The organism is Streptomyces camponoticapitis (genome assembly GCF_014646115.1).
Taxonomy (GTDB): Bacteria; Actinomycetota; Actinomycetes; order Streptomycetales; family Streptomycetaceae; genus Streptomyces; species Streptomyces camponoticapitis.
This window is the reverse complement of sequence record NZ_BMMV01000004.1, coordinates 156811-173702: the sequence shown is the minus strand read 5'-3', so window position 1 is coordinate 173702 and position 16892 is coordinate 156811. Positions and strand designations below refer to the sequence as shown.

Annotated in this window: 13 protein-coding genes; 7 read left to right on the top strand and 6 right to left on the bottom strand. The window is 71.5% G+C overall.

Going from position 1 to position 16892, the window contains the following annotated elements; translation table 11 throughout:
• The first annotated feature begins 15 nt into the window (after positions 1 to 15).
• Positions 16 to 411 carry a YciI family protein gene (locus tag IEY79_RS07825; protein ID WP_189106598.1) on the top strand — a complete coding sequence of 132 codons (396 nt, stop codon included), beginning with the start codon at positions 16 to 18 and terminating at the stop codon, positions 409 to 411.
• Positions 408 to 1742: an RNA polymerase sigma factor gene (locus IEY79_RS07820; RefSeq protein WP_189106597.1), complete on the top strand. Its 1335-nt coding sequence runs from the start codon at positions 408 to 410 to the stop codon at positions 1740 to 1742. Before IEY79_RS07825 ends, IEY79_RS07820 begins: the two co-directional genes overlap by 4 nt.
• On the opposite strand, the gene IEY79_RS07815 is transcribed toward IEY79_RS07820, so the two are convergent.
• The 3 genes from IEY79_RS07815 to IEY79_RS07805 are packed head-to-tail and all read right to left on the bottom strand — an operon-like array spanning position 1733 to position 4844.
• Positions 1733 to 3070, bottom strand: a complete 1338-nt coding sequence (locus tag IEY79_RS07815; protein WP_189106596.1) for an ABC transporter substrate-binding protein — start codon at positions 3068 to 3070, stop codon at positions 1733 to 1735. The two genes, IEY79_RS07820 and IEY79_RS07815, sit on opposite strands and share 10 nt — an antisense overlap.
• Positions 3070 to 3909 carry a carbohydrate ABC transporter permease gene (locus IEY79_RS07810; protein WP_189106595.1) on the bottom strand — a complete coding sequence of 280 codons (840 nt, stop codon included), beginning with the start codon at positions 3907 to 3909 and terminating at the stop codon, positions 3070 to 3072. The genes IEY79_RS07815 and IEY79_RS07810 overlap by 1 nt, the downstream gene beginning before the upstream one ends.
• On the bottom strand, positions 3906 to 4844 hold the full coding sequence (locus IEY79_RS07805) for a carbohydrate ABC transporter permease (protein WP_189106594.1): 939 nt from the start codon (positions 4842 to 4844) through the stop codon (positions 3906 to 3908). Before IEY79_RS07805 ends, IEY79_RS07810 begins: the two co-directional genes overlap by 4 nt.
• Before the next feature lie 184 nt (positions 4845 to 5028).
• Here IEY79_RS07805 and IEY79_RS07800 point away from each other — a divergent pair, with 184 nt between their 5' ends.
• Positions 5029 to 5928: a phosphotransferase enzyme family protein gene (locus IEY79_RS07800; RefSeq protein WP_189106593.1), complete on the top strand. Its 900-nt coding sequence runs from the start codon at positions 5029 to 5031 to the stop codon at positions 5926 to 5928.
• A gap of 137 nt (positions 5929 to 6065) precedes the next feature.
• On the opposite strand, the gene IEY79_RS07795 is transcribed toward IEY79_RS07800, so the two are convergent.
• Entirely contained in the window at positions 6066 to 6788 is a 723-nt protein-coding gene (locus IEY79_RS07795) for a 3'-5' exonuclease (RefSeq protein ID WP_189106592.1), read from the bottom strand.
• 113 nt (positions 6789 to 6901) lie between these two features.
• Positions 6902 to 8134 (bottom strand): DUF5919 domain-containing protein, encoded by a 1233-nt coding sequence (locus IEY79_RS07790; RefSeq protein ID WP_189106591.1) that lies wholly within the window; start codon positions 8132 to 8134, stop codon positions 6902 to 6904.
• Positions 8135 to 8535: 401 nt separating this feature from the next.
• On the opposite strand from IEY79_RS07790, the gene glgX reads away from it, so the two are divergent.
• Both glgX and treY read left to right on the top strand, forming a co-directional pair.
• A complete protein-coding gene (glgX, locus tag IEY79_RS07785) occupies positions 8536 to 10659 on the top strand; it encodes a glycogen debranching protein GlgX (RefSeq protein WP_189106590.1) in 2124 nt (707 codons plus the stop codon).
• Between the two features lie 216 nt (positions 10660 to 10875).
• On the top strand, positions 10876 to 13218 hold the full coding sequence (gene treY, locus IEY79_RS07780; protein ID WP_189106589.1) for a malto-oligosyltrehalose synthase: 2343 nt from the start codon (positions 10876 to 10878) through the stop codon (positions 13216 to 13218).
• A 73-nt stretch (positions 13219 to 13291) separates the two neighbouring features.
• Here the strand turns inward: treY and IEY79_RS07775 are convergent, their stop codons facing one another.
• Positions 13292 to 13840: a DUF1707 and FHA domain-containing protein gene (locus IEY79_RS07775; protein ID WP_189106588.1), complete on the bottom strand. Its 549-nt coding sequence runs from the start codon at positions 13838 to 13840 to the stop codon at positions 13292 to 13294.
• A 134-nt stretch (positions 13841 to 13974) separates the two neighbouring features.
• Between IEY79_RS07775 and IEY79_RS07770 the strand changes: the two genes are divergently transcribed.
• A complete protein-coding gene (locus IEY79_RS07770) occupies positions 13975 to 14883 on the top strand; it encodes a GNAT family N-acetyltransferase (RefSeq protein WP_189106587.1) in 909 nt (302 codons plus the stop codon).
• Between the two features lie 134 nt (positions 14884 to 15017).
• Positions 15018 to 16829 (top strand): malto-oligosyltrehalose trehalohydrolase, encoded by a 1812-nt coding sequence (gene treZ / locus IEY79_RS07765; protein WP_189106586.1) that lies wholly within the window; start codon positions 15018 to 15020, stop codon positions 16827 to 16829.
• The last annotated feature ends 63 nt before the right edge of the window (positions 16830 to 16892 follow it).

The following is a 16892-nucleotide window of genomic DNA, read 5'->3' as shown; positions in this document are numbered from 1 at the left end:
GCGCAGGGAGTCGAGATGAAGTACCTGATCATGATCTACAGCAACCCGAAGAGCTGGGGGCATCCGGCCTTCCTCCGTACCCGCGAGGCACTCGCGATGTCGGACGAGGAGCGGGCCGGGATGAGCGGGCAGGCGGACGAACTGTGGCGGGAGATCACCGCGTCCGGCGAACTGATCAGCGGCACGGCGCTGGCCGACCCGGTGAACACGAAGTCCGTACGCGTAACTGACGGTCTCCCCGCCGTCACCGACGGGCCCTACATCGAGGCCAAGGAGCAGCTGGCCGGCTATTTCGTGGTCGACTGCGACAGCCCGGAGCGGGCCACCGAGATCGCGGCACGCTTCCCGGACGCGCGGTTCGCCGCCGTCGAGGTACGCCCGATCATGGACACCTCCGGCCAGGAGATGTGACGGGCGGCGGGTACGGGCGGGACGGCGAGCGCGTCGAGGATCTGCTGCGCCGGCTGGCGCCGCGCGTCCTCGCCGCGCTCGCACGCCGCCACGACGACTTCGAGGCCGCCGAGGACGCGGTCCAGGAGGCGCTGCTCGCCGCCACCGTCCAGTGGCCCCGGGACGGTGTGCCGGACAGCCCCGACGGCTGGCTGGTCACCGTCGCGTCGCGCAGACTGACCGACCGCGTCCGCAGCGAGGCGGCCGACCGGCGGCGGGAGGAGACGATCGCCGCGCTGACTCCGGCGGACGAGTGGTACGCGCCCGCCGCCGACGAGCCGGCGCACGAGGACGACACACTCACCCTGCTCTTCCTCTGCTGCCATCCCGCTCTCACCCCGCCGTCCCGCATCGCGCTCACGCTGCGCGCGGTCGGCGGGCTGACCACGGCGGAGATCGCGCACGCCTTCCTGGTCCCCGAGGCGACGATGGCCCAGCGCGTCAGCCGTGCCAAACAGCGCGTCAAGGCGGCGGGCGCGCGGTTCCGGATGCCGCCGCCCGACGAACTGCCCGACCGGCAGCGCTCGGTGCTGCACGTGCTGTACCTGATCTTCAACGAGGGCTACACCGCCACCTCGGGCCCGGAGTTGCGCCGGGGCGAGCTCACAGGCGAGGCGATCCGGCTGACCAGGACCGTACGCCGGCTGCTGCCGGGCGGGGACCCCGCGAGCACCGGGACCGCCGAAGACGGCCACCGCTCCGACGGCGCCATGGCCGGTGAGACCGCCGGGCTCCTCGCGCTGATGCTGCTCACCGATGCCCGACGCTCGGCACGCACCCGGCCGGACGGCTCCCTCGTCCCGCTCGCCGAGCAGGACCGCGCGCTGTGGGACCGGGCCTCCATCGACGAGGGCGTCGCACTGATCTCGGACACCCTGACGCACGCCGAACTCGGGCCGTACCAGGTGCAGGCGGCGATCGCCGCCGTACACGCGGAGGCCGTACGCGCCGAGGACACCGACTGGCAGCAGATCGTCGCCCTCTACCAGCTGCTCGAAGCGCTGGCGCCCAATCCGGTGGTCACGCTCAACCACGCCGTCGCCGTGTCGATGGTCTCCGGCCCGCGCGCCGGACTCGCCCTGCTCGAACCGCTCGGCTCCGACGGACGGTTGACGGGGTACCACCGCCTGTACGCGGTCCGGGCCCATCTGCTGGAGCGGGCCGGCGACCGCGAGTCCGCGCTCGCCGACTACCGTACGGCGGCGCGGCTCACCACCAGCCTTCCCGAGCAGCGCTATCTCCAGGACCGCGCCGCCCGTCTGGAGTCGGACGGCGGCCCCCCTCAGCGCTGATAGCGGGCCAGCACCAGATTGCCGTCCTTCACCAGCCGTTTCTCCAGCTCGGCGCGGTCGATCGCGCCGCTGTAGTACTCCTGGAGCGCCGGGGTCGCGACCTTGTCCTTCCACTCCGGATAGCCGCGCACCGACTGGGCGGGCGCAGGCCGCAGCTCGCGCGCGAGCGCCGCACCGGTCGACCAGCCGTCCTTCTCCGTGTGCAGGGACGGGTCGGCGAGCGCCGCCGTACCCGTCGGGAGCATCCAGTCGCCCCGCGCGAGACGGACCATGCTCGAAGGCTGGAGCAGGAAGTCGATGAAGGCGACGGCCTCTTCCTTGTGCCGCGTGTCCTCGGAGACCGACAGGGTCTGCGGGCTGACCCCCTGCGTCGCGCCGTCGGCACCGGCGGGCGACGGCAGCACCGTCCACTCGAAGCCCTTCGGCGCCTGCTGGATGATCTGCTGACGGTACGAGAACCCGAGCGGCACCATCGCGTACCTCCCCGCGAAGAACCCCGGCAGTGTGTCCGAACCGCCCATGCCGAGCGTGGCGCCCGAGGCGCTGCCGTCCGTGTTGACCTGGTCGCGGATGACGGCGGGGACCTCGGCGTCGGCCTCCGTGTACTTGATCGTCACCTTGTCGTCCTTGCCCCGGTGGAAGAGCTGCCCACCGGTGGACCGGCTGAGGTTGAGCGTCGCGGAGACCGGGTCCTTGAGCGGCCAGGCCACCCCGTACTCCGCCTGCCCCGCCGCCGGTTCCCGCCCCTCGCCCGCCGTCAGTTCCCTGGCGGCGGACCTGAACTCCGCCCAGGTCCAGGGCTTCTCGACGGTCGGGATCCGGACGCCGGAGGCTTCGAGGATCTTCTTGTTGGCGATCAGCACGCGCGGCTCCTGGAGGAACGGCACGCCGTACAGCCCGTCGCCGAAGGCCGTGGTCTGCCAGCTGCGCTCCGGGATGTCCCGCTTCAGCCGGTCGGGCAGCAGCCCGTCGAGATCGGCGAGATAGCCGCCGTACGCGAAGTCGGCGAGGTCGTCGGAGGCGTCATGGATGATGTCGGGCGCCTCGCCGCCCTCGAAGGAGGTGAGGAGCTGGTCGTGGACGCTGTCCCAACTGCCCTGCACGTACTCGACGTTCACCTCGGGATGGGCGGCGTTCCACTCCTTCACCAGCGCCTTGTTGACGGCGACCGACTCGTCCTGCCAGGCGAGCGACTGGAAGCGCAGGGTGATCCGGCCGTCCGCCGAATCGCCGTCGCCGGAGCCGGAGCAGCCGGTGAGCAGCAGGCCGAGGGTGGCGGCGGCGGCCACCAGCCGCGTTCTCGCGCGTATCGGGGTCCTCGTACGCATCAGGTCTTCACCGCCCCGGCGAGCATGCCGCCCGTGATCCGTCGTTGGATGACCGCGAAGATGACGAGTGAGGGGATCGTCGCGAGGAACGCCGCCGCCGCGAGCGGGCCGAGGTCGGCGACGCCCTCGGCGCCGAGGAAGTGGGTGAGGATCACCGGCAGCGTCTGTTTCTCCGGGGTCTTGAGCAGGACAAGGGCGAAGAAGAACTCGTTCCACGCCGTGATGAACGCGAACATCGCGGTGGCGACGATGCCCGGCGCGAGCAGCGGGGCCGTGACCGAGACGAGCGTACGGAGCCGGCCCGCGCCGTCGACCGCCGCGGCCTCCTCCAATTCGGCCGGTACGGCCCGTACGTACCCGACCAGCATCCAGAGCGCGAACGGCAGGGACCACACCACGTACACCATGACCAGCCCGAAGAGGGAGTTGATCAGATGGAGGTTCTTGAGCACCAGGAAGAGCGGGATGATCACCAGGACGAACGGGAACGCCTGGCTCACCACCACCCACCCGGTCGCCACCGTGGCGAGCCTGCCGCGCTGCCGGGCCATCACATAGGCCATCGGCGTCGCGATGACCACGGCGATCAGCGCGGCGGAGAGCGCGACGGTGAGGCTGTTGCCGGCTGCCCTGAGCAGCGGCTGCTCGTCGAACGCCTGCCGGAAGTTCTCCAGGGTCGGGCTGTCGGGGATCCAGGTGGGGTGCAGACTGCCCAGCTCACGCGCCGGTTTGAAGGCGGTGGAGATCAGCCACAGGAACGGGAAGCCGAGAAAGACCAGGTAGCACAGGAGCGCCAGATACTGCCCGGCGCGGGCGGGCCCGCTGGTGCGCAGACTCATTTCTCCTCCCCTGCCTTGATGCGTCCGACCAGGTAGAAGGCGAGAAGCACCGAGATCACGGCGACCATGACGCAGCCCATGGCGGCCGCGTAGCCGAACTGGCCGTAGCGGAAGCCCTCTTCGTAAGCGAAGAGCATGGGCAGTCGGGTACGGCCGCCGGGGCCGCCGTTGGTCAGGACGTAGACCAGGGCGAAGGAATTGAAGTTCCAGATGAAGTTGAGCGCGGTGATGGCGAGGGCGACGGGCCTGAGCGCGGGCCAGGTGACGGTGCGGAACCGGCGCCAGGCGCCCGCGCCGTCCAGCGCCGCCGCCTCGTGCAGCTCGTCCGGGGTGTTCTGGAGTCCGGCGAGCAGCGCGACAGTGGTCTGCGGCATGCCCGCCCAGATCCCCACGACGATCACGGCGGGCAGGGCGGTGGCAAGGCCGGTGAGCCAGTCGCGGCCGTCACCGAGGCCGAAGTCGCGGATCGTCTCGTTGAGGATTCCGGCGTCCGCGTTGTAGACGAGGCGCCACATGATGCCGACGACGACCTCGGGCATGGCCCAGGGGATGATCGCGAGGGCCCTGGCGAGCCAGCGGAACCGAAGCCGCTGGTTCAGCAGCAGGGCGAGGCCGAGCGCGAGCACGAACTGCGGGACGGTCACGCCGACCGCCCACACCAGACCGATCCGGAACGACTCCCAGAAGAGCGTGTCGTGGTACAGGTCCTGGAAGTTCAGCGTCCCGATCCACTCGGTGGGCTCGGTGCGGCCGGACTGCGCGTCGGTGAAGGCGAGGGTGATGCCGTAGAGCAGGGGGCCGACGCTGAGCACCAGGATGGGTATGAGGGCCGGCAGCACCAGGAACCAGGCGCCCCGGTCGACCACTTTCTCCCGTGGCCGCCCCTCCCCCGGCGTGTCCTTGCCTGACCGCGCCTTTGCGGTCGCCAGTGTCACGAATTCGGCTCCTTCGGGCGGCTTTCGTGGGGGATGGCCGCCCTGGCGGCCCCCGTCATCGTGCTGACGAGCGAGGAGTTCGTCAAGCCAACCTGCGTGAATGCGAGACTGGGGGCCGATCTCGCCGGGGAGTCCGGGGAGCCTGGGGAGTCCGCAGGGTCGGCGGAGTGACGGGAGAGTTCCGATGGACGAGGCACGGGCGCGCGCCGTACTGGACGCCACGGAGCTGCCGCACGGGCCGGGGCACGTCCGGGGAGACCGGCCGGCGTCCGACGCCGAACTGCTCGCGCTCGGCGAGAACGCCGTGTTCGGCGTCGGCGACCTGGTCGTCAAGGTCGGCCGGAGCCTGGCCGAGGCCCCGGAGCTGCTGGCGCGCGCCGAGCGTGAACTGGCCGTCGCGGACTGGCTAGCGGAGAGCGGCGTCCCGGCGGTCCGGGCGGCTGAGCCCAAGGCCCGTACCGTGGACGGCCACCCGGTGACCCTCTGGCGGCGGCTGCCCGATGCCGTACGGCCCGCGGGCCCCGCCGACCTGGCGGAGCTGCTCCGGCTCGTCCACGCCCTGCCCGCGCCGCCCTTCGAACTGCCGCGCAGGGAACTGCTCGGCGGCGTGGAGCGGTGGCTGCGGATCGCCGGCGACACGATCGACCCGGCCGACGCCGGCTATCTGCGCGAGCGCAGGGACGGCTTCGCCGCCGCCGCTGCGGCGCTCACCCCGCACCTCACGCCCGGCCCGATCCATGGCGACGCGCTCCCCCGCAACGTCCATGTCGGCCCGGACGGACCGGTCCTGGTCGATCTCGAGACCTTCTCCACCGATCTGCGCGAGCACGACCTGGTGGTGATGGCGCTCTCCCGCGACCGTTACGGCATGCCCCCGGAGGCGTACGACAACTTCACGGCCGCCTACGGCTGGGACGTACGCGACTGGTCCGGCTGCGCCGTGCTGCGAGGGGCCCGCGAGACGGCGAGCTGCGCGTGGGTCGCCCAGCACGCCCCGACGAACCCGAAGGCGCTGGCGGAGTTCCGCCGGAGGGTCGCGTCGCTGCGGGACGGTGACCCCGAGGTGCGGTGGCATCCCTTCTGATGGGTCGTGCGGGTGCGGGGGCCGCTGCGCGGGGCCTGTTCCCCTACCCGCCCCTTCCCACAACCGGGGCTCCGCCCCGGACCCCGTACGGCCCCCGGCCGTGCCCCCAAACGCCGGTGAGGCTGGAGATCGCGCGCTCAGCCCGCCGCCGGCACCAACTCGCGCAGCGGCCAGTCCGCGTCCACCACCGCGTCCGCGTTGCCCTTGCGGCGCAGGAAGCTCTGGAAGTCGGCCGCCCACTCCGCGTACCAGGCGATCTGCCGCTCGTGCAGCGCCGCCGCCGTCAGGGACGCGACCTGGCGGTGGCGGCCCGCTATCGCGGTCGCCACCCGCACCGCGGCCAGCGCGTCCGCCCCCGCGTTGTGCGCGCTGCCCAGCACCACCCCGTACTCGGTGCAGACCGCCTCCAGATTCCGCTTGCCCCGGCGGTACTTGTCGACGGCGCGGTCGATCGTGTACGGATCGATCACCGGACCGATCGGCCCGCCGCCCACCCGGTCGTTCAGCGACGGCAGCCCGTGCCGCGCCAACTCCGCCGCGAGCAGCGTCAGATCGAACGACGCGTTGTACGCCACGACCGGGACGCCCCGCGTCCAGTACCCCGTCAGCGCCGCCGCGATCTCGTCCGCCACCTCACGCGCGGGGCGTCCCTCCGCCGACGCCCGCTCGCTGGTGACCCCGTGGATCGCCGACGCCTGCTCCGGGATCCGGATGCCCGGATCGGCCAGCCAGTCCCGCCGCTCCTCCACCACGCCGTCCCGCACCGCGATCACCGCGGCGGTCACGATGCGCGCCTCCAGCGGCTCCGTACCGGTCGTCTCCAGATCGAATCCGACCAACGGCTCCCCGTGCCAGCCCATCCCGGTCCTCCCTCACGCTTCTCCCCGTTCGACATTCACCTTCGCACGCGGCACTGACAACGCCGGGCGGAGCCTTGACGCGGCTTCAGCACGTCAGCCGCGTGCGGGCGGCGTCAGGAGACCGGGCGCGAGTCGGCCCACACCGACTCGAACTCCTCGCGGTACGTCTGGAACAGCCCGTGCTCCGTGTCCTGGCCGACCCGCACCACATCGCGCCCGGCGCCCCGCAGGACGAGCACCGGCGCCTCCATGCCGCGCGCCCGTCTCAGGTACGACTGCACGACCGCGAGCCCGTCCGGGCCGTCCCCGTCGACCAGATACGCGGTGAAGCGCGGGGTCTCGTCGAAGACATGGATCTCGAAGGCGTCCGGGTCGCGGAGCCGGGAGCGCACCCGCCGCATATGGAGGATGTTCATCTCCACGGAGCGGCTCAGCTCGCCCTTCTTGAGCCCCAGTTCGCGCTCGCGGCGCTTGACGGAGCTGCTGGCCGGATTGAGGAAGAGCAGCCGTATCCGGCAGCCGGACTCGGCGAGCCGTACGAGGCGCCGGCCGGAGAAGTTCTGTACGAGGAGGTTCAGGCCTATCCCGACCGCGTCGAGGCGCCGCGCGCCGCCGAAGAGGTCTTCGGCGGGGATCTGCCGCTGGAGCCGGACCCGGTCGGGGTGGACGGAGACCACGTCCGCGTACCGGTCGCCGACGAGGTCCTCCACGGCGTCCACCCTGAGCCGTTCTGCGGACGGCACGGCCGTCCCGCTGCCCAGGATCTCCAGCAGCCGCGCCGACGCCCGCTCGGCCTGCGCGAGCACGGCCTCGGACAGGGCGCGGTTGCGGGAGACGACGTTGCGGGCGACCTCCAGCTCGTCGAGGGCCAGCTCCACGTCGCGGCGGTCGTCGAAGTACGGCTGGAAGCCCGGCCAGTGCTGGACCATCAGCTCCCGCAGCTGCGGGAGCGTGAGGAAGCTGAGGACGTTGTCGTCGGCCGGGTCGAGCAGATAGCCCTTGCGGCGGGAGACCTCTCGGACAGCGACGGCGCGCTGCACCCACTCCTGCCCCGCCGGTCCGGCGGCGGCGACCACCCAGTCGTCGCCGTGCACCGGCTCGTAGATGGGTTTGAGGATCGCCGACACGACGGCACGGAGCCGTTGTTCGACCAGATTCAGCCAGATATAGGCCCGGCCGGCCCGCTGGGCGCGCGTACGCACCTCGGTCCAGGCCTCCGGGCCCCAGTCCAGTTCCGCCCCGATCTCCATCGGCCGTGCGAGGGAGACCGCTCCGGGCGGGATGTCGCCGGAAACCCCCTCGTGACCTGGGTCACCTGGGGGTAGCTCCAGCCCTCCCGAGCTCACCCGCGCACCGCCTTCCCTCCCCTTTCAACGATCAAGGAAGGGTACTGCGCGAAGGGGAGGAGGTGCAGCCGGATGCGCAGGCTCGTTTCTCAACTCCTGTGGCGGGCGCGGGCGTTCTGTGTGCCGATCTCGGCCGGAGTGGGATGATTCATAGGGATTGCGCCTGGTGACGGGGGGTCGAACGAGGGGCGGCGTATGGTCCGAATCCGGCCATATGCCACGTCAGGACACGGTCCTGCAACGGGGTGGTGCCCCCGGAACCCGAAGTTGACCCACCGGTTCGTCCGACTGCTTCCGGCCCGGCTTCCGAACGGGCCTCCTAGGAGGTTGCGCGTCTTTCGGGGAGTATCTGATCGAGAGAAAGCCCCAGCACCCGGATCAGAAGTGGAAGAGTCATATCTATGCAGGTCTGGCCGGGACAGACGTATCCCCTCGGCGCCACGTACGACGGCGCCGGAACCAACTTCGCGGTCTACTCAGAGGCCGCGCACCGGATCGAGTTGTGCCTTCTGCACGACGACGGTTCAGAAACGGCGGTGGAGCTCCGCGAGACAGACGCCTTCGTCCGGCACGCCTATCTGCCGGGCATCATGCCCGGCCAGCGGTACGGCTTCCGGGTCCACGGGCCGTACGCGCCCGAGAACGGGCAGCGCTGCAACTCGGCGAAGCTGCTCCTGGACCCGTACGCCCGCGCGATCAGCGGGAGCATCGACTGGAACGAGTCGGTGTACGGCTACCACTTCGGCAAGCCGGACTCGCGCAACGACATGGACTCGGCGCCGCACACGATGACGGCCGTCGTGGTCAACCCGTACTTCGACTGGGGCGACGACCGCCGTCCGCGGACCGACTACCACCGCACCGTCATCTACGAGGCCCATGTGAAGGGCCTGACGATGCTGCATCCGGAACTGCCCGAGGAGCTGCGCGGTACGTACGCGGGGCTCGCCCATCCGGCGGTGATCGAACACCTCACCGAGCTGGGCGTCACCGCGCTCGAACTGATGCCGGTGCACCAGTTCGTCAACGACCACCGGCTGGTGGACGCCGGCCTCAACAACTACTGGGGCTACAACACCATCGGCTTCTTCGCCCCGCACAACACCTACGCCTCCTGGGGAGACCGGGGCGAGCAGGTGCTGGAGTTCAAGCAGGCGGTCAAGGCGCTGCACGAGGCGGGCATCGAGGTCATCCTCGATGTCGTCTACAACCACACGGCCGAGGGCAACCATCTGGGCCCGACGCTCTCCTTCAGGGGCCTCGACAACGCCTCCTACTACCGTCTCGGCGCCGACAACCCGCGTTACTACACGGACACCACCGGCACCGGGAACTCGCTCCTGATGCGCAGTCCGCACGTGCTCCAGCTGATCATGGACTCGCTGCGTTACTGGGTGGAGGAGATGCATGTCGACGGCTTCCGCTTCGACCTCGCCGCCACGCTGGCCCGCCAGTTCCACGAGGTGGACCGGCTGTCGTCGTTCTTCGACCTGGTCCAGCAGGACCCGGTGGTCAGTCAGGTGAAGCTGATCGCCGAGCCGTGGGACGTGGGCGAGGGCGGCTATCAGGTGGGGAACTTCCCGCCGCTGTGGACCGAGTGGAACGGCAAGTACCGCGACACGGTCCGCGATCTGTGGCGGGGCGAGCCGCGCACCCTGGCGGAGTTCGCGTCCCGGCTCACCGGCTCCTCGGACCTGTACCAGGACGACGGGCGTCGCCCGCTGGCGTCCATCAACTTCACCACCTGCCACGACGGGTTCACCCTGCACGACCTGGTCGCCTACAACGACAAGCACAACGAGGCGAACGGCGAGGGCAACAGGGACGGCGAGAGCCACAACCGCTCCTGGAACTGCGGGGTGGAGGGAGAGACCTCCGACCCGGAGGTGCGGGAGCTGCGCGACCGCCAGGTGCGCAACTTCATCGCGACGCTGATGCTGTCCCAGGGCGTGCCGATGCTCAGTCACGGCGACGAGTTCGGCCGGACCCAGGGCGGCAACAACAACGCGTACTGCCAGGACAACGAGGTCGCCTGGGTGCACTGGCCCGAGAAGGGCGACGAGAAGAACAAGGGGCTGCTCGCCTTCACCCAGACGATGGTCTGGCTGCGGCGCGACCACCCGGTCTTCCGCCGGCGGCGGTTCTTCCACGGCCGGCCGGTGGAGGGAACGCACGACGAGCTGTCGGACATCTCCTGGTTCACCCCTGAGGGTGAAGAGATGATCCAGGGCGACTGGCAGGCGACCGACGCGAAGGCCATGTCGGTCTTCCTGAACGGGCAGGCCATCTCGGAGCCGGGGCCGCGCGGCGAGCGGATCTCCGACGACTCGTTCCTGCTGATGTTCAACGCGAGCGCGGAGACGCTGGAATTCGCCGTGCCCGTGGACCACGGCAGCCAGTGGCGGATCGTCGTGGACACGTCGCGTCCGGAGGGAGTGCCACCGGGCGACGGTCCGAAGGTGGACGCGGGCGAGCGGATCACGATGATCGGCCGCAGCATGACGGTGCTGATGCGGTCCGTGTAGGCGGGGGCGGGGTGGGCCGGGGCACGGCGCGCGGGGGCCGGGGGGCGGGCCGCGACGGGAACGGACCGGGGCCGGAGTACCGGCGGCCCCGGTCCCGCCCCGTCCGGTCCGGTCTGGCACGATGTCGCTCGTGTCGTGGCCGCTCCCGTGGCCCGTCGGCTGCCGAATGCATGACCGGATGACACAGAAGCCGCTGAGCGGGGTACGTACGTTCGCATGACGCCCTCTGCCACCTACCGGCTCCAGCTCCAGCCGGACTTCCCCTTCGCAAAGGCCGCCAAGGCGGTGCCGTACGTGGCCGCGCTCGGGGTCTCGCATCTGCATCTGTCGCCGGTGCTGGAGGCCGTGCCGGGCTCGACCCACGGATACGACGTCGTCGACCACTCCCGCGTGCGCGCCGAGCTCGGCGGCGAGGAGGGACTGCGGCAGCTGGCCCACCGGGCACACGAGTACGGGCTCGGGATCGTTCTCGACATCGTGCCCAATCACATGGCGGCCGCGCCGCGGGAGAACAAGGCCCTGTGGGAGGTGCTGCGGGAGGGCCCGGCGTCCCCGTACGCCCGGTGGTTCGACATCGACTGGGAGGCGGGCGGCGGGAAGCTGCTGCTGCCCGTGCTGCCGGGGCCGGTGGGCGGTGAGCTCGGCGAACTGCGCGTCGCGGACGGCATGTTGCACCACGGCGACCAGCGTTTCCCGCTCGCCGCCGGCACGCAGGAGCTGCCGCTGCCCGCGCTCCTGGACGCCCAGCACTACCGGCCCGCGTGGTGGCGGCTGGGCCGCACCGAGCTCAACTACCGCCGTTTCTTCACCATTTCCGAGCTGATCGGCGTACGGGTGGAGGACCCGGAGGTCTTCGCCGCGACCCACGCCAAGATCCTCGAACTCGTACGGGACGGGGTCGTGGACGGTCTGCGGGTCGACCATCCGGACGGTCTCGCCGACCCGGAGGAGTATCTGCGGCGGCTCAACGAGGCGACGGGCGGGGCCTGCTGGACGGTGGTGGAGAAGATCCTCACCGGTGACGAGCCGCTGCCCGCGGACTGGCCGGTGGCCGGGACGACGGGGTACGACGCGCTGCACCACATCGACGGTCTGTTCGTCGATCCGGTCGGCGCCGACGAACTGGCCCACCGTTTCCGGGAGTTCACCGGCCCCGCGGGTGACCGCGGCGGCTACTGGGAAGCGACCGTGCGGCGCGCGATGTACAAGGTCGTCATCGACGAACTGGCCGCCGAGACCTCGGCGCTGGCCCGGATCGCGGAGCGGATCTGCGCGAAGGACGCCGCGTTGCGCGACCACGCGCCGTGGGCGCTGCGGACGGCGATCCGGGAGCTGCTGGTACGGGTGCCCGTCTACCGGCCCTACGCGGTCGCGGGCGGTCCGTGCCGCGAGTCCGACGAGGCGGCGGTGGACCAGGAGGCGGCGCGCCAGGCGAAGGCGGCGTTCGCCGTGCCGGAGGAGGCGGCGGCCGTCGACGTCGTACGGGAGCTGGCGCTCGGCAGGCTGGGCGGCGGCCCGGACCGGGCGGCCTTCTGCGCGCGTTTCGCCCAGACGTCGTCCGCGCTCCGCGCCAAGGCCGTGGAGGACACGGCGTTCTACCGCCATGTGCCGCTGCTCTCCGCCAACGAGGTCGGTGGCGATCCCGGGCGGCCCGCGGTGAGCCCGGCGCGCTTCCACGCCTACTGCGCGCGGCTGGCCCGCGACTGGCCGGCCACCGGCACCGTACTGACCACGCACGACACCAAGCGCAGCGCGGACGTACGGGCCAGGATCGCCGTCCTGTCCGAGTGTCCCGAGCGGTGGGACACGCTGCTGCGGCAGTTGGCGGGGGTTCCCGCGCCGGACGCCCAACTGGCCTGGCAGGCCTGGCAGACGACCATCGGTTTCACCCCGCCGGAGGCGCCCCCGGACGGCGCCCGGATGGAGCCCGCGCTGCTCAAGTCCGTACGGGAGGCGGGGCTGCACACCAACTGGACCGAGCAGGATCCGGTGTACGAACAGGCGGTACGGGACTTCGTCGCGGCGGGTCCGGCCGGCCGGCCGCGCGAGGCGGTGGCCCGCCTCACCCGTGAACTCGCCCCGCACGTGAGGGCGAACACGCTCGGCGCCGCTCTGGTCCATCTCACGATGCCGGGCGTGCCGGACATCTATCAGGGGACCGAGCGGGAGTATCTGGCCCTGGTAGACCCGGACAACCGGGAACGCTTCCGTACGGGCCCGCCCGACGAGAAGACCGTGCTCACGGTGGCGGCTCTGCGGCTGCGCCGCGAACGCCCGCACGCCTTCGCGGAGTCGTCCACGTACACACCCCTGAGCGCGACGGGTCCGGCGACGGACCACTGCACGGCGTTCTCCCGCTCCGGCGAGGTCATCTCCGTGGTGACGAGGCTGTCCCTGCGCCTGGCGGCGTCGGGCGGCTGGTCGGGCACGGTGCTGGAACTCCCCGCGGGCCGCTGGACGGACGCGCTGTCCCCGGACCGGGAGTACCCCGGCGGGCCGATCTCCCTGACGGAACTGCTGTCGGCCGGCCCGGTGGCGCTCCTGTCCCGCCGCGAGTAGCGCGGAGGGTCGTCCCCGTACCTGACATACGAAGGGGTCTCGGGACGGCCCCCGGCCCCGTCCAAGCCGCCGTTCAGTGCGCCGCGAGCCGGAAGCTCAGCTCGCCGAAACTCACCATGTCCCCGTCGCGCACCACCACGGTCCCCGTCACCCTGCGCCCGTTGACCGTCGTGCCGTTGGTCGAGCCGAGATCCCGCAGGATCCACCGCCCGCCCCGCATACCCAGCTCCGCGTGGAGGCGGGAGACGGTGTCGTGGCTGAGCCGCAGCCCGTTCCTCGGATCGCGGCCGATACGGAGCGGGAAGGGGCCCGGGTCGGGCAGCAGCAGCTTCGGCAGCCGCTCGACCTGCCAGGCCCTGCGCAGCCGGGCGGAGAACGCGGACGCCCGCCCCACCGCGCCGAACAGCCGGCGTGCCCAGCGGCCGTCGGTGTCCAGGTCGGCCGTGAGCGCCTCCAGCTCGTCGGACCTGCGCGCGGCCAGCGCCAGATCCATCCGGCGTATGAAGGTGTCGTGCGACAGCCTGCCCTGCGCCATCCCTTCTCTCAGGACGGCGAGCACACGGTCGCGCTCGGCGTCGGAGAGCCGAGCGGGATACGTGTGGAACTCGAACGAGGACGTCACACGACTGATTGTCGGGCCGAGTCCTTGACGTGTCCAGAAGGGGCGTGTTCAGGCCGAGAAGCGACGGCGAAATTGATTCGCTCGTCCCCCTGCGGGTCGTTTACGGTGAGCGCCCCTTCCTGGAGGCACGTTTCATGACCGATCCGGTCTTCCGCCAACTCACCGGCTCCGAAGCCGCGTTGTTCCGTTCGTTGCCCGACCCGGGGCTCGTGGGCCGCGCGCTGGGCGGAGTCGAGTACCGCACCGTCGCCGAGGGCGGCGACTACCGGCCCGAGTGGAGCTGGGTGGCGCTGCGCGACGGCGTCGTGGTGGCCCGCGCCGCCTGGTGGGGCGGGCCCGAGGACCGGGAGCCGCTGTTGCTCAACTGGCTCGACATCGCGGAGGGCGAGGAGGAGGCGGGCGCCGAACTGCTGCGCCGCGCGCCGTGGAACGTCGAGTACGAGCTGATCGCCCCCGCCGCCTGGCGCGAGGACCCGGCGGCCCGCGCGGCCGTCACGTCCCGGACGAAGGCGGCGCGGGCAGCCGGGATGAAGCCGCTGGTCGAGCGGTTCCAGTACCGGTGGAGGCCCGATCTCGGGCTGCCTGAGCGGCCGGGCCGACTGGAGTTCCGCCCCGAGCCCGACGACGAGGTCATCCTCGACGTGCTGCGCCGTGTCCACTCGGTCACACTCGACGCGCACGCGCGGCGCACGGCGCAGGAGTCGGGTCTGGACAAGGCCGCCCAGGAGGAGCTGGACTTCTTCCGCTGGTGCCCGTCACCGCGCGAGTGGTGGCAGCTGGCGTACGACCCGGCCGGTGAGCTCGTCGGCATCCACGTACCCGCGCACAACCCGTCGGGGCCGTGCGTCGCGTTCATCGGAGTCGTACCGGAGCAGCGCGGGCACGGGTACGCGTACGACCTGCTGGTCGAGTGCACACACGTGCTGGCGGAGGCCGGGGCGGCGTCCGTCGCGGCGGCGACGGACCAGGGGAACTTCCCGATGGCCGCGCATTTCGCGCGCGCCGGCTACCCGGTCGTCCAGGAGCGCATCAACCTCGTGTGACCGGAGCCCGGCCGGAAGCCGAACCGGGACCCCCTGGGGTGACGCGTTCATCGAATCGACGCGATCACCAGGCCTCCCGCCTGCCCTCTTGTCACCATGTGGGTGAAGAGTGCCGACGACAGAGGGGGACGACTGTGCAGTTCGAGGTCTGGGCACCGCGGGCGCAGGACCATGTCACGCTCCGGATCGGCGGGCCGGCCGGCCACGCCACCGCCGACGGCGCCACCGGCGACAGCATCACGGGCGACGGGGCCACCACCGACCATGCCATGGCCCGCGACCCGCTGCGCGACGGCTGGTGGACCGCCGACGCCCCCGCGGCCGACGGCACGCGCTACGGCTTCGCGCTGGACGGCGGCCCCGTGCTGCCCGATCCCCGCTCCCGCCGGCAGCCGGACGGACCGGACGGACTCAGCGCGGTGGTCGACCATGCCTCGTACGAATGGACCGCGCCGTGGCGCGGCCGTCCGCTCCCGGGCGCCGTCCTCTACGAACTGCATGTCGGCACGTTCACCAACGAGGGCACCCTGGACGCCGCGGCCGACCGGCTCGCCCCGCTGGCCGCGCTCGGCATCACCCACATCGAGCTGATGCCCGTGTGCCCCTTCCCGGGGACGCACGGCTGGGGGTACGAGGGTGTGTCGCTGTGGGCGGTGCACGAGCCGTACGGCGGGCCCGAGGCGCTGAAGCGTTTTGTCGACACCGCGCACGGGCTGGGTCTGGGCGTGGTGCTCGACGTGGTGCACAACCATCTCGGTCCGTCCGGCAACTACCTGCCTCGGTACGGCCCTTACTTCACCGACACGCACCACACCCCCTGGGGATCGGCGGTCAACCTCGACGCCCCCGGCTCGGACGAGGTCCGCGCGTATCTGCTGCGGAGCGCGCTCGCGTGGCTGCGGGACTACCGCTTCGACGGGCTGCGTCTGGACGCGGTGCACGCGCTCGCCGACACCCGCGCTCTGACCTTCCTGGAGGAGCTGTCCGCCGCCGTCGACGGGCTCTCGGCGGAGCTGGCCCGGCCGCTGTTCCTGATCGCCGAGTCCGATCTCGGCGATCCCCGTACGACAACTCCCCGCCCCCAGGGCGGTATCGGGCTGCACGCCCAGTGGAACGACGACTTCCACCACGCCCTGCACGCCGCGCTCACGGGCGAATCGCAGGGCTACTACGCCGACTTCGCGGCCCAGCCGCTCGCCGCACTGGCCAAGACCCTGACACGCGCCTTCTTCCACGACGGTACGTATTCGAGTTTCCGGGGCCGGACGCACGGCCGCCCCCTCGATCCCGCCAGGACCTCCTCGTACCGCTTCCTCGGCTACGCGCAGACCCATGACCAGATCGGCAACCGCGCGCTCGGCGACCGGCTGTCGGCGACCCTGTCGCCCGGTCTGCTGGCGTGCGCCGCCGCGCTCGTACTCACCGGCCCGTTCACGCCGATGCTCTTCATGGGTGAGGAGTGGGGTGCCCGTACGCCCTGGCAGTTCTTCACCGACCACCAGGACCCGGAGCTGGCCAAGGCCGTGCGCAACGGCAGGCGGCGGGAGTTCGCGGCGCACGGCTGGGCGGAGGAGTCGATTCCCGACCCGCAGGACCCGGCGACGCGCGACCGCTCCTGCCTGGACAGGACGGAGGCCGCCCGCGAGCCGCACGCCCGTCTGCTGGCCTGGCACCGCGACCTGATCGCCCTGCGTCACAGCCACCCGGATCTGTCGGACCCGGACCTGGCGACGGTGAAGGTGGCGTACGACGAGGAGGCGCGCTGGCTCGCGTACCGGCGCGGTGATGTACGGGTCGCCCTGAACCTTTCCGCGAGCCCGGCCGAGATCCCGCTGGGTGGTCGGAGCGGCCAGGTGCTGATGGCCTGGGAACCGGTGGAGCCCCCCGGCGCCGACGGGGTGCTGCGGCTGCCGCCCGAATCGTGCGCGGTGATCGCGGGCGGCTGAACCCGCGAGGACGGAGGAGGCCGATGGAATAAGCGCTGAGTGAAACCATGCGTACTCGTGTGC